The organism is Prauserella cavernicola (assembly GCF_016595675.1).
GTDB lineage: Bacteria > Actinomycetota > Actinomycetes > Mycobacteriales > Pseudonocardiaceae > Prauserella_A > Prauserella_A cavernicola.
On sequence record NZ_JAENJH010000002.1, the window covers coordinates 1,071,176 to 1,083,295 of the forward strand.

The following is a 12,120-nucleotide window of genomic DNA, read 5'->3' on the forward strand; positions in this document are numbered from 1 at the left end:
AAGAGCCTCTTTCGAGTTGGTGGTGGAAAACGGTAACGTCGACGCGCCATGGCCAGTACCGTCACCTCCCGAAGAAAGCAGCTCGGTAATGAGCTGCGCCACGCGCGCAATTCCGCGGGCCTGACCCAGCAGCGCGTCGCCGAGATCCTCGGGTGCACCCAGGGCAAGGTCAACAAGATCGAGTCCGGGGCGGTGGGGGTCAAGCTCGGCGACGTCCGCGCCATGCTCGACGCGTTCGACATCTCGGGCGAGGAGGCCGACACGCTGCTCAACCTCGCCAGGGCGGCCGCCGGTCAGCGCGGGCACTGGTCCGGGTACCGATCCGTTGTGCCGCACTGGTTCCGTACGTTCACCGACCTCGAGCCCGCGGCCGCGGAGATCATGACGTGGCACGGCGAGCGCATCCCCGGTCCACTGCAGTCAGAGCACTTCATGCTCAAGCAGTTCACGGAGTTCGGAGCGACGGACGTCACATCACTGGTTCGCAACCGGCTCGACCGCAAGGCGGTCTTCGACCAGCAGCAGCCGCCGTACTACCGCTTCATCCTCAGCGAGTCGGCACTGCGCAGGGCGCCCGGCGGCAACTCGCCCGCCGTGATGCTGGACCAGTTGGAGCACATGCTGGAGCTCGAGAAGCGGGCGAGGGTCTACCTGCACGTGCTGCCGTTCGACGCCCGACTGGCTTCGGTGCCCAACGACTTCACGATCATGCGGTTCCCCGACCGCACGCGGGACTTCGTCTACATCGAGCACTCGGCTGGCGGCATCTACCTCGACGACATCAAGGACTTCCAGATCTTCGTCGACTCGTGGGACCGGTTGCGTGGTGCGGCGCTGGAGCGCCAGGAGACGCGGCAGTTCTTCAAGGAGCTGGCCGAGCACTACCGCGAGGAACTGAACCGTCAGACGCGGCAGTAGCTGACCGAGAGGTTCGGTTCGAGCAGTCGCAGCGGGCGCGGCCGCCAGACCTTCACGAAGCCGAGGTCGAGGCGGCGGGCGGACTGTTCGGGGTGTGCGCCGTCCTCGTCGGAGGCATCCCCTGCCCGTTCGGTTCCCCTCGGTTCCACGTCCAGTCGTACCGCCATGTCGTGCTCCATCCCCAGACTTGCCTGTGTTGCCGATCTCTCACGGGGTGACCCCCGCCGTTGCGTCGGTGGGACCCTATGACTAGAAATAATCCTAGTCTCAGATTAATCACGCTGTCGATGAGGTCAACCGAACATCGCACGAATGGCCGCATAGGTTGATCTCAGTTGACACTGGGGCACGGAATCGGCGTGACCCGTCACGCCGATCGTCCGGGTCCTTCGACCAGGCACGGAGGTAGCGCCATGGCCGATTATGTCGCTCGATCGGATTATTACGACCCCGCCACGGCTGTGGAGATGTTCGAGGCCGAACGCTGGCAGAAGTCGTTCGCGAGCGAGCCCAACGGCGGCAGCTGTGTCGAGGTCAACCTGGGTGGGGAGCGGATCGGGGTGCGCGACACCAAGCTCGCGGACAGCCCCGTCTTCGTCTTCGACACGAAGGAGTGGGAGGCGTTCCTGATCGCCGTCAAGGCCGGTCAGTTCGACCTCCCCGCCTGAACCGCTCAGTTCGCGTCGCCGGGACCGCCCTGCTGTCCCGGCGGAGCCCCCTGCGGCCCGCCCTGCTGCCCAGGGCCGGTGCCGCCCGGTGCGCCGGGGAACCCGTCGGTGCCGGTCGTGATGCTCGTGGCCGTCGCCTCGTCGCCGGCGACCGACGCGAGCACGGTCACCACCTCGCCCTTCCCGGTCTCCTCGGGCTGCTCGGTCTCCTCGTCGATCGCGTAGGTCCGCGTGTAGCCGTCCTCGCTCTCGACCGTCACCGACGTGTCGTCGATGGCGGTGACCTCGCCCTTCTGCACGCGCTGGGTCTCGTACCCGCCGTCGTCGCCTGCGACCGTGAAGTCGCCGTGCAGTGCGTCGGCCATCGCCGACATGCCGTCCTGCGGGCCGAACTGCCCGCCCGTCCCCGGAGGGCCGCCCCGCATGCCGTCCTGGCCCGACCCGCCGCTCGCTCCCGCGTAGACGGCGACCCCGCCGGCCAGCGCGATGCCGGCCGCGACCGCGACGGCCACCGTCGTCCGGCGTGCCGTCCAGCGCGGCCTGTGTTCCCGTGGTGGTTGTGGATCGCCCCAGTTCCGCTCGGACTCAGGGAGCGCGTTCTCGGTGCTCATGTTCGTCAGCGTCGCGGGCCCGGCTGTGCCCGAGCTGTGTGCCGCATGGGCGTCGGCTGTGCCCTCGCGCGTTCACAGCGGGCGCACAGGCGGGCCACAGCGAGAGCACACGCTCGCGCGCGAAGCTGCCACCATGACCAGCATGAACACCGACCCCGGCAAGGTCGGGCAGCGGCGGCCCGACGGTTCACCTGTCCGGGTGCTCGTCGTCGACGACGAGTCCAGCCTCGCCGAGCTCGTCTCGATGGCGTTGCGCATGGAGGGCTGGGAGATCCGCACGGCGCCCGACGGCGCGAGCGCGATCCAGCAGGCCCGCGGGTTCCGCCCCGATGCCGTGGTGCTCGACCTCATGCTGCCCGACCTCGACGGGCTGGAGGTGCTGCGCCGGATGCGCGCCGACTCCCCGCACCTGCCCGTGCTGCTGCTCACCGCGAAGGACGCCGTCGAGGACCGCATCGCGGGGCTCACCGCGGGCGGCGACGACTATGTGACCAAGCCGTTCAGCCTGGAGGAGCTGGCACTGCGCCTGCGGGCACTGCTGCGCAGGGCACGGGTGGTGGCGGCCGCGGCGGGTTCGACGCTGGTGGTCGGCGACCTCACGCTGGACGAGGAGAGCCGCGAGGTGCACCGGGGCGGCGAGTCGATCTCGCTCACCGCCACCGAGTTCGAGCTGCTCCGCTACCTCATGCGCAACCCCCGGCGAGTCCTGTCGAAGGCCCAGATCCTCGATCGGGTGTGGAACTACGACTTCGGCGGGCAGGCCAACATCGTCGAGCTCTACATTTCCTACCTGCGGAAGAAGATCGACGCGGACAGGGTGCCGATGATCCACACCATGCGCGGCGCGGGGTATGTCCTCAAGCCGGCCTAGGGTGCGCAGGCCCTGGTCGCTGCGCAGCAAGCTGCTCGCGCAGCTGATCGGGCTGCTCGCGGTGGTGTGCCTGCTCGTCGTCGTGGTCACCGAGTTCGCGCTCGACACCTTCCTGGTCGGCAAGCTCGACGAGCAGCTTCGGGGGGCCAGCGACCGGGCGCGCGCGGTCGCGATGGGCCCGCCTCCCGAACTGCGGCCCGGAGAGCCGCGCCCCAAGGGGCCGCTGGTCGCGCTGGACGCTCCCGGGCAGGGCGTCGAGACCCTCACCGCCGTGCTCCGCGACGGCGAGGTGGTCAGGGCCCAGCGGCTCACGGGCCCCGAGGCCGAGCGTCAACTGCTGCCGAACAGCAGCGACGCGGTGCTCACGGACCTGCCTGCCGATGGCCGGGCCTACAGCCGCGACCTCGGCGATTTCGGCTCCTACCGGCTCTCCGCGATGGTCATGGGCGACGGCACGGTGCTGGTCACCGGGCTCCCGCTGTCGCAAGTGGACGACACGCTGCTGAACGTCGGGCTGATCATCGGCGGCGTCGCGCTCGGCGCGGTGACGATCACGGGGCTGGTGGGCGCGTGGACGGTGCGCCGCACGCTGCGCCCGCTCGACCGGCTGGCCACCACCGCCTCGAAGGTCACCGAGTTGCCGCTGGACAAGGGCGAGGTGGCGTTGTCGGTACGCGTTCCCGAGCCCGACACCGACACCCGCACCGAGGTCGGCAAGGTCGGACTGGCGCTGAACCAGATGCTCGGCCACGTCTCGGGCGCGCTCGACGCGCGCCAGCGCAGCGAGAGCAGGGTCCGGCAGTTCGTCGCCGACGCGAGCCACGAGCTGCGCACGCCGCTCGCCGCGATCAAGGGCTACGCGGAGCTCGTCGGCAGGCACGGTGACGCGGTGCCGAACGACGTCCGGTTCGCCTTCTCCCGCGTGGAGTCCGAGTCGGCGCGCATGACCAACCTCGTGGAGGAGCTTCTCCTGCTCGCCAGGCTGGACGCGGGGCGTGCGCCGGTGCGAGAGCCCGTGGACCTGTCCCGGCTGGTGGCCGACGCCGTCGCCGACGCGCACGTGGCCGGGCCGGGACACCGGTGGGTGCTCGACGCGCCCGCCGAGCCGATCACGGTCAAGGGCGACGCCGAGCAGCTGCACCAGGTGGTGGCCAACCTGCTGAGCAACGCCCGCGCGCACACCCCGTCGGGCAGCAGGGTGGAGGTGGTGCTCGCGCGGCGGGGGGACTCCGCGGTGCTGAAGGTCCACGACGACGGTCCAGGCATCCCCGCACCGCTGCTGCCCGAGGTCTTCGAGCGGTTCGCGCGCGGCGACACCTCGCGCTCGCGCTCGGCCGGCAGCACCGGACTCGGGCTGGCGATCGTCGCCGCCGTGGTGGCCGCTCACCACGGCGAAGTGGCCGTGACCAGCGAACCGGGGGCCACCGAGTTCACTCTGGCACTCCCCGTGTCGGCAGCCGGTCGAGCCTTCGCCTAGACTGGGCGACGGACCCCCGCGGCGTCCACCCTGTGAACCTCCCCAGGGCCGGAAGGCAGCAAGGATAAGCAGGCTCTGACGGGTGCGGGGGTCCCCTTTTTGCCCTGGACGGCCGGGCGAGGGGAGTGTCCGAGTCTGCCGGTACCCTCGCGACGTGGCTCTCGCGCTGTACCGCAAGTACCGGCCGGCAACCTTCGCCGAGGTGGTCGGGCAGGAGCACGTCACCGAGCCCCTGCGCACCGCTCTGTCCTCCGGCCGGATCAACCACGCCTACCTGTTCTCGGGTCCGCGTGGGTGTGGCAAGACGTCCAGCGCGCGCATCATGGCCCGCTCGCTCAACTGCGTCGAGGGCCCGACGCCCGACCCGTGCGGCAAGTGCGGGCCGTGCCTCGCGCTCGCACCGGAAGGCCCAGGCAGCGTCGACGTCACCGAGCTCGACGCGGCCAGCCACGGTGGTGTGGACGACGCCCGCGAGCTGCGCGACCGCGCGTTCTACGCGCCCGCCGAGTCCCGCTACCGGGTGTTCATCATCGACGAGGCGCACATGGTCACCACGCAGGGCTTCAACGCCCTGCTGAAGATCGTGGAGGAGCCGCCCGAGCACCTGATCTTCATCTTCGCGACCACCGAGCCGGAGAAGGTGCTGCCCACCATCCGCTCGCGGACGCACCACTACCCGTTCCGGCTGATCCCGCCGAGCGCGATGCGCGAGTTGCTCGAGCGCAACGTCGCCGCCGAGGGCATGCAGGTGGAGCCCGCGGTCTACCCGCTGGTGATCAGGGCGGGCGGCGGATCGGCGCGGGACACCCAGTCGGTGCTCGACCAACTGCTGGCCGGCGCGGGACCCGAGGGCGTCACCTACGCCCGTGCGGTGTCGCTGCTCGGCGTCACCGACGTCGCGCTGATCGACGCGATGGTCGACGCGCTCTCCGCGGACGACCACAAGGCCGTGTTCAGCACGGTCGACCAGCTCTCCGAAGCCGGCCACGACCCGCGCCGCTTCGCCACCGACCTGCTCGACCGGCTGCGTGACCTCATCCTGCTGCGCTCGGTGCCCGACGCGGCGTCCACCGGCATGGTGTCGGCGCCGGAGGAAGAGCTCGGCCGCATGATCGCGCAGGCAGAGCGCATCCAGCCGGGCACGCTCACGCGCTACGCCGAGATCGTCCACAACGGACTCCTGGAGATGCGGGGGGCCACGGCGCCCCGGCTGCTGCTGGAGCTGCTGTGCTCGCGCATGTTGCTGCCCGAGGTCGCCGGCGACGAGGCCGCCATGCTGCAGCGGCTCGAACGGCTGGAGCGCCGGGTCACCGCGGGGCCCGCGCAGGCCGGCGCGCCGCAAGCCGCCGCTCCCGCCGCCACACCTGCTCCCGCCGCGCAACAGACCGCGCCTGCCACGACGGCCGCACCGGAGCGGACCTTCGAACGGCCCTCGCAGCGCTCGGCGAAGCCGGCCGAACCCACGCAGCCCTCGGCAGCCGCACCGCCCGCCGAGCAGCCGGAACCGCCGAAGCAACCGGCCGCGCCCGCTGCGTCAGCCCCGCCTGCGCAGCCCGAGCCGAAGCCCGCTCAGGCGCCCGCTCCGGTGGCCGGTTCCTCGTCCGAGCCGGGACAGCTCGACGCGGCCGCGCTGCGCCAGTACTGGCCGCAGCTGCTCGCCGCCGTGCGCAAGCTGAGCCGCAGCACCGAGGCGATGCTGACCAACGCGACCGTGCACAGCCTCGACGGCAACACGGTGGTGCTCACCCATCCCGCGGAGCCGCTGGCGCGACGGTTGTCGGAGCCGCGCAACGCCGACTGCATCGCGACGGCACTCGGCCAGGTGGTCTCGGGCAACTGGAGCGTCAGGTGCGTGCACGCGGGAGCGGTGCAGAACGAGGCACCGGCCCCCGCGGCCCGGCAGGCGCCGCCCGCACCGGCCAGGCAGGCCCCGCCGGCCAAGCCGCAGCAGAACCAGCAGCCGGAGCAACGCTTCCAGCGGCCCTCGGCCTCGGAACAGCAGCGCAAGCCAGTGCCCGCCACCACGGAGCCGGACATCCCGCTGCCGCCCGAGCCCGACGACGAGGAGCCCTACCCGGACGGTCCCGACTCGGGCGGCCCCGTGGCCGCTCCCGCGCCGGACCAGACCGATCCGGAGGCCGTGGCCCACAAGCTGCTCTCCGACCACCTCGGCGCGCGCCCGATCGACTGAGCGCGTGGCTCAGCCCAGGTAGGCGAGTACCCCTTCGGTGATCGCGTCGGCGTAGCGCTGCCTGCCCTCGGGTGTGGACATCACCGAGGCCTCGTCGGGGTTGCGCATGTTGCCGCACTCCACGAGCACGGCGGGCACCTCGGAGAGGTTCAGCCCCGCCAGGTCGTCACGGCCGGAGAGGCCGCCTTCGCCGATGTAGTCGGCCACGGGGAACTCGGCGGCCATCGCATCGAGCACCGTTGTGGCCAGCCGGTTCGCGGGGTCGCCCTGCGCCGGGTTGAGCGGCGGGTCGGAGAAGGCGACGTGAAAGCCGCTGCCCTGCGTCGACGAGCCGTCGGCGTGGATGGACACCACGGCGTCGGCATTCACCTCGTTGCCGATCGCCGCGCGCCGGTCGACGCACGGCCCGACGCCGTCGTCGGAGTCGCGGGTGCCGACCACGCGCACCCCGCGGGCGCGCAGCGCCTCGCCGACCCGCTTCGCGACGTCGAAGTTGAACACGTGCTCGGGGTAGCCGTCGTCGGTCGCCGTGCCGGTGGTGTTGCAGGGCTTCATCCGTCCTCGCCCCGCAGGCACCTCGCGGTTGATCTCGGAGAGTGCCGAGGCGTTGCCGCCGTTGTGGCCGGCGTCGAGCACCACGGTGGGCGGGTCCGGCTCGGGCGTGGTGCTCCGTGGCGGAGCGGTGGTCGGCACCTGCCGGGGTGTGGAGCTGACGCGGTCGGGGGCCGGGCTCTGGCTCGCAGCGGGTGCGGCAGCCCCGCCGTCCGGTCCGCACGAACTCAGCGCCAGAGAAACGAACAGCAGCGCAACACCACGACGACGCACGGCTCACACCGTGCCACACGCGCTGCGACTAGGCTGGACACGACGTCACGCAAGCTACGAAAGCGGGAATCCGAATCATGGTGCAGCCCGGCGGCGGAATGCCCGACATGCAGCAGATCCTGCAGCAGGCCCAGAAGATGCAGGAACAGTTGGTCACGGCCCAGCAGGAGCTGGCGGAGGCTGAGGTCACCGGCACCTCCGGCGGCGGCCTGGTGACCGCGACCGTTTCCGGCGGCATGGAGCTCAAGAACCTGGCGATCGACCCCAAGATCGTCGACCCCGAGGACACCGAGACCCTGGCCGACCTGGTGGTGGCCGCGGTGCGCGACGCGACCCACAACGCGCAGAAGCTCACCGAGGAGAAGCTCGGCCCGCTCGCGGGTGGCCTCGGCGGTGGCGGCGGCATGCCCGACCTCGGCGGTCTCGGCAACCTCGGCCTGCCTGGACAGTAACTTTGTACGAAGGCGTAGTTCAGGACCTCATCGACGAGCTGGGCAGGCTGCCCGGCATCGGTCCGAAGAGCGCGCAGCGCATCGCTTTCCACCTGCTGGCCACCGATCCGGTCGACATCGGCAGGCTCCAGGACGTGCTCGGCAAGGTGAAGGAAGGCGTGCGCTTCTGCGACGTCTGCGGCAACGTCTCCGAGGAGGAGCAGTGCCGCATCTGCCGGGACCTTCGTCGCGACCCGGCGCTCATCTGCGTGGTCGAGGAGCCCAAGGACGTCCTCGCCGTGGAACGCACCCGGGAGTTCCGGGGCCGCTACCACGTGCTGGGCGGCGCGCTCGACCCGTTGTCGGGCATCGGGCCGGACCAGCTCCGCATCAAGGACCTGTTGTCCAGGATCGGGGCGGAAGAGGTGACCGAGGTGATCATCGCGACCGACCCCAACACAGAGGGCGAGGCCACCGCGACCTACCTCGTTCGCATGCTGCGTGACTTCCCCGGTCTGACCGTCACCCGGCTGGCCTCTGGCCTGCCGATGGGTGGCGACCTGGAGTTCGCCGACGAGCTCACCCTCGGCCGCGCGTTGTCCGGTCGCCGCGCGCTCTGATCGAGGCGCTCGTGCCCGATCTCGCGGAGCCGGGCCGGACCGTCGCCGAGCGGGTGCTGCACACGTCGCCGAAGTTGGGCGGCGTGCGGCTGCTCGCCATCGACGGTCCGTCCGGCTCCGGCAAGTCCACGTTCGCCGCCGCGGTCGTGGCCGCCCTGCGCGAACGGGGCGTTTCCACCGCGCTCGTCGGCACCGACGACTTCGCCACCTGGAGCGACCCCGTCTCGTGGTGGCCCCGCCTGCGTGCCGGCGTGCTCGATCCGCTCGCCGACGGCCGTGCCGGCCGGTATCGCCGGATGGACTGGACCACTGGCGAGGCGAAGCCCGGCCCGCTGGTGGACGTGCCGGTGCCGCACGTGCTGGTGCTCGAAGGGGTCTCGGCAGGCCGGGCCTCCGTGCGGCCCCTGCTCTCGTATCTGTGCTGGATGGACGATCCCGACCCCGGCGTCCGGCTCGAACGCGCCGTGGCGAGGGACGGCGAGACGTCCAGACCACACCTGCTGGCCTGGCAACGCTTCGAGTTCGGCTGGTTTTCGGCCGATCGCACGGCTGCTCATGCCGATGCGACGTTCGGACCAATGGAGGCCGACCAACGCGGGTAGCGGCCGTTCGGACGGTCACTCTGAGTCGATGTTCAGCGACTGTTCGGTGTAACCCGCTCCTCCGCGTAGCCCGATCGTAACCTCCAGACCTTAAGTGAGCCGCCGATAACCGCTAGGGTCAGCGACCATCTGCGGTCACGTGTTCACGTGAACGCGACCGAACTGGAATTTCCTCCAAGGGGTGCCAACATGCTCCAAATGCGGGTGGCCCGATCGCGACGGACAGCCCTGATCGGGCTCACCGCCGCGCTCGCGGTGTCCTTGACCGCCTGTGCCGAATCCGAACGCGACAGCGGCGGCGGGCAGGAAGGCGGCACGCTGGTATTCGGCGCTCCTGGCGCCCCGTCGAACTTCGACCCGTTCTACGCCTCCGACGGCGAGACGTTCCGCGTGACGCGGCAGATGTTCGAGACCCTCGTCGGCATCAAGCCCGGCACCGCTGAGCTGGAGCCCGAGCTCGCCACCGACTGGGAGTCCACCCCCGACGGCAAGGTCTGGACCTTCAACCTCAAAGAGGACGTGAAGTTCCACGACGGCACCCCGTTCAACGCCGACGCCGTCTGCAAGAACTTCGAGCGCATGTTCAACCAGACCGGCGCGGGCGCCACGGCCGCCCTGTCGTACTACTGGATCGAGAACTTCGGCGGCTTCGCCGACGGCGCCAAGCCGTCGCTGTTCAAGGGCTGCACTGCCGAGAACCCCACCACCGTCAAGCTCGAGCTGACGCGGTTCACGGCGCGCTTCCCGACCATGCTCAGCCAGGACTCGTTCTCCATGCAGAGCCCCAAGGCGCTGGACGAGTACAAGGCCAACGACGTCAAGGCCGAGGGCAGTGGCTTCGTCTTCTCCGAGTACGCGCGTCAGCACCCGACGGGCACCGGTCCGTTCAAGTTCACCTCGTACGACGAGGGCAACGGCACCATCGAGCTCGCTCGCAACGACGAGTACTCGGGCGACAAGGCCAAGCTCAACAAGCTGATCTTCCGCGTGATCGAGGACGAGACCGCGCGCAAGCAGGCGCTCGAAGCCGGTGACATCGACGGCTACGACTTCCCGTCGCCCGCCGACTGGGCCTCGCTGGAGGACGCCGGCTACAACGTCCAGATCCGCGATCCGTTCAACATCCTGTACCTGGGCATCACCCAGAAGAACAACGAGGCGCTCCGGGACCTGAAGGTCCGCCAGGCGCTGGCGCACGCGATCGACCGCCAGACTCTGGTCGACTCCGTGATGCCGGAGAACTCCGAGGTCGCCAAGGAGTTCTACCCGTCCTCGGTCGAGGGCTACGCCGACGACGTGCAGGAGTACCCGTACGACCCGGACAAGGCCAAGCAGCTGCTGCGCGAGGCCGGGCACGAGAACCTCACCGTGGAGCTGTGGTGGCCGACCCAGGTCACCAGGCCCTACATGCCGAACCCGCAGTCGATCTTCGGTGCGCTGCAGGAGGACCTCGAGGCCGCCGGCATCACCGTGAAGCCCATCAGCAAGCCGTGGGCAGGCGGTTACGTCGACCAGGTCGAGGTCGCCGACGCCCAGCTGTTCCTGCTGGGCTGGACGGGTGACTACAACTCGCCGTACAACTTCATCGGCACGTTCTTCGGCAACGCGGAGAACCAGTTCTGGACCTCCGGTTCGCCGTGGGGCCAGGAGCTGGCCGACTCCCTCGCCGACGCCGACACCACGGTGGAGGAAGGCGAGCGCGACGCGAAGTACCAGGAGATCAACCGCAAGTTGATGTCCGACTACCTGCCCGCGATTCCGCTCTCGCACTCCCCGCCGGCCATGGTGGTCTCCTCCGACGTTCAGGGGCTGGTGCCCAGCCCGCTGACCAAGGAGGAGTTCGCCTCGGTCACCGTGTCCTCCGGCGAGTAACAGAGAACTGTGCTCCGCTTTACGGTTCGGCGGGTGCTGCAACTCGCACTCGTCGTGGTAGTGCTGTCGGTGCTGATCTTCGGCTGGCTGCGGATGCTCCCGGGAGGGCCGGTTTCGGCCCTCCTGGGGGACCGCGGTACGGCCGAGAGCCGCGCCGAGCTGACCGAGGCGCTCGGACTGAACGACCCGATCTTCGTTCAGTACTTCGCCTTCCTCGGTCGGGCCATCACCGGTGACTTCGGTACGTCCACCGGTGTCTCGCCCGGCAAGCCAGCGATGGAACTGTTCCTCGAACGGTTCCCGGCGACGCTCGAGCTCAGCATCGCGGCGATCCTGCTCGCGCTGATCTTCGCGATCCCGCTCGGCTACCTCGCCGCCCGTCGTCGCGGCGGCTGGCTGGACAACGCGGGCGTCGTCGGCTCGATGATCGGCATCTCGATTCCGATCTTCTTCCTGGCCTTCCTGCTCAAGTACTTCCTGTCGATCAAGCTCGGCTGGCTGCCGACGGGCGGACGGCAGAGCCCGGACATCGATGCCACGCGCATCACCGGGTTCTTCGTCCTCGACGGGGTGCTCACCAGGGAATGGGACGCCGCGTGGGACGCGCTGCGACACCTGTTGCTGCCCGCGGTGGCGCTCGCCTCGATCCCGTTCGCCGTGATCTTCCGGATCACCAGGGCGTCGGTGCTCGACGTGCTCGACGAGGACTACGTGCGCACCGCGCGGTCGAAGGGCCTGACGCGGCGGATCATCCGCGACCGGCACATCCTGCGTAACGCCATGTTGCCGGTGGTGACGACGGTCGGCTTGCAGACCGGCGCGCTACTGTCCGGCGCAGTGCTCACCGAGACGGTGTTCTCGTGGCAGGGAATCGGGCAGGCGCTGGCGATCGGGTTCGAACGCAAGGACTTCGCCGTGCTGCAGGTGGTGATCATCGCGGCCGCGATGGCCTACGTACTGGTCAACCTCATCGTTGACCTGTCGTACGCGGTGATCGACCCGCGCATCCGCTCGGCGCAGAAAGTGAGCTAGCT

The 12,120-nt window shown here is 70.0% G+C and carries 13 protein-coding genes and 1 other RNA gene; 11 read left to right on the forward strand and 3 right to left on the reverse strand.

Annotated elements, in window-relative coordinates; all coding sequences use genetic code 11:
- Positions 1–48: 48 nt before the first annotated feature.
- Complete coding sequence (locus tag JHE00_RS11840; RefSeq protein WP_200317831.1) at positions 49–918, forward strand: helix-turn-helix domain-containing protein; 870 nt, start codon at positions 49–51, stop codon at positions 916–918.
- On the opposite strand, the gene JHE00_RS11845 is transcribed toward JHE00_RS11840, so the two are convergent.
- Entirely contained in the window at positions 903–1,085 is a 183-nt protein-coding gene (locus JHE00_RS11845; RefSeq protein ID WP_200317833.1) for a hypothetical protein, read from the reverse strand. The genes JHE00_RS11840 and JHE00_RS11845 overlap by 16 nt on opposite strands.
- A gap of 246 nt (positions 1,086–1,331) precedes the next feature.
- Here JHE00_RS11845 and JHE00_RS11850 point away from each other — a divergent pair, with 246 nt between their 5' ends.
- Complete coding sequence (locus JHE00_RS11850) at positions 1,332–1,586, forward strand: DUF397 domain-containing protein (protein WP_200317835.1); 255 nt, start codon at positions 1,332–1,334, stop codon at positions 1,584–1,586.
- A gap of 5 nt (positions 1,587–1,591) precedes the next feature.
- On the opposite strand, the gene JHE00_RS11855 is transcribed toward JHE00_RS11850, so the two are convergent.
- The gene (locus JHE00_RS11855; RefSeq protein WP_200317837.1) at positions 1,592–2,197 is read right to left on the reverse strand and encodes a hypothetical protein; all 606 of its coding nucleotides are present in this window, start codon (positions 2,195–2,197) and stop codon (positions 1,592–1,594) included.
- A 133-nt stretch (positions 2,198–2,330) separates the two neighbouring features.
- Here JHE00_RS11855 and JHE00_RS11860 point away from each other — a divergent pair, with 133 nt between their 5' ends.
- The 4 genes from JHE00_RS11860 to JHE00_RS11875 all read left to right on the forward strand — a co-directional run bounded on the left by JHE00_RS11860 (position 2,331) and on the right by JHE00_RS11875 (position 6,736).
- Positions 2,331–3,068, forward strand: a complete 738-nt coding sequence (locus JHE00_RS11860) for a response regulator transcription factor (protein ID WP_200317839.1) — start codon at positions 2,331–2,333, stop codon at positions 3,066–3,068.
- Positions 3,049–4,545, forward strand: a complete 1,497-nt coding sequence (locus tag JHE00_RS11865; protein ID WP_200317841.1) for a sensor histidine kinase — start codon at positions 3,049–3,051, stop codon at positions 4,543–4,545. Before JHE00_RS11860 ends, JHE00_RS11865 begins: the two co-directional genes overlap by 20 nt.
- A 5-nt stretch (positions 4,546–4,550) precedes the next feature.
- Positions 4,551–4,649: signal recognition particle sRNA small type (gene ffs / locus JHE00_RS11870), an RNA gene on the forward strand.
- 50 nt (positions 4,650–4,699) lie between these two features.
- Entirely contained in the window at positions 4,700–6,736 is a 2,037-nt protein-coding gene (locus JHE00_RS11875) for a DNA polymerase III subunit gamma and tau (RefSeq protein WP_200317843.1), read from the forward strand.
- A gap of 9 nt (positions 6,737–6,745) precedes the next feature.
- On the opposite strand, the gene JHE00_RS11880 is transcribed toward JHE00_RS11875, so the two are convergent.
- Positions 6,746–7,429, reverse strand: a complete 684-nt coding sequence (locus JHE00_RS11880) for an N-acetylmuramoyl-L-alanine amidase (RefSeq protein WP_307831904.1) — start codon at positions 7,427–7,429, stop codon at positions 6,746–6,748.
- Positions 7,430–7,638: 209 nt separating this feature from the next.
- Between JHE00_RS11880 and JHE00_RS11885 the strand changes: the two genes are divergently transcribed.
- The 5 genes from JHE00_RS11885 (at position 7,639) to JHE00_RS11905 (ending at position 12,118) form a co-directional block, all read left to right on the forward strand.
- Positions 7,639–8,013 carry a YbaB/EbfC family nucleoid-associated protein gene (locus tag JHE00_RS11885; RefSeq protein ID WP_200317845.1) on the forward strand — a complete coding sequence of 125 codons (375 nt, stop codon included), beginning with the start codon at positions 7,639–7,641 and terminating at the stop codon, positions 8,011–8,013.
- Positions 8,014–8,015: 2 nt separating this feature from the next.
- Positions 8,016–8,612 carry a recombination mediator RecR gene (recR, locus tag JHE00_RS11890; RefSeq protein ID WP_200317847.1) on the forward strand — a complete coding sequence of 199 codons (597 nt, stop codon included), beginning with the start codon at positions 8,016–8,018 and terminating at the stop codon, positions 8,610–8,612.
- Between the two features lie 11 nt (positions 8,613–8,623).
- A complete protein-coding gene (locus JHE00_RS11895; RefSeq protein ID WP_307831905.1) occupies positions 8,624–9,214 on the forward strand; it encodes a uridine kinase family protein in 591 nt (196 codons plus the stop codon).
- Between the two features lie 189 nt (positions 9,215–9,403).
- Positions 9,404–11,086: an ABC transporter substrate-binding protein gene (locus JHE00_RS11900; protein ID WP_200317849.1), complete on the forward strand. Its 1,683-nt coding sequence runs from the start codon at positions 9,404–9,406 to the stop codon at positions 11,084–11,086.
- Between the two features lie 9 nt (positions 11,087–11,095).
- A complete protein-coding gene (locus tag JHE00_RS11905; RefSeq protein ID WP_200317851.1) occupies positions 11,096–12,118 on the forward strand; it encodes an ABC transporter permease in 1,023 nt (340 codons plus the stop codon).
- Positions 12,119–12,120 lie beyond the last annotated feature (2 nt).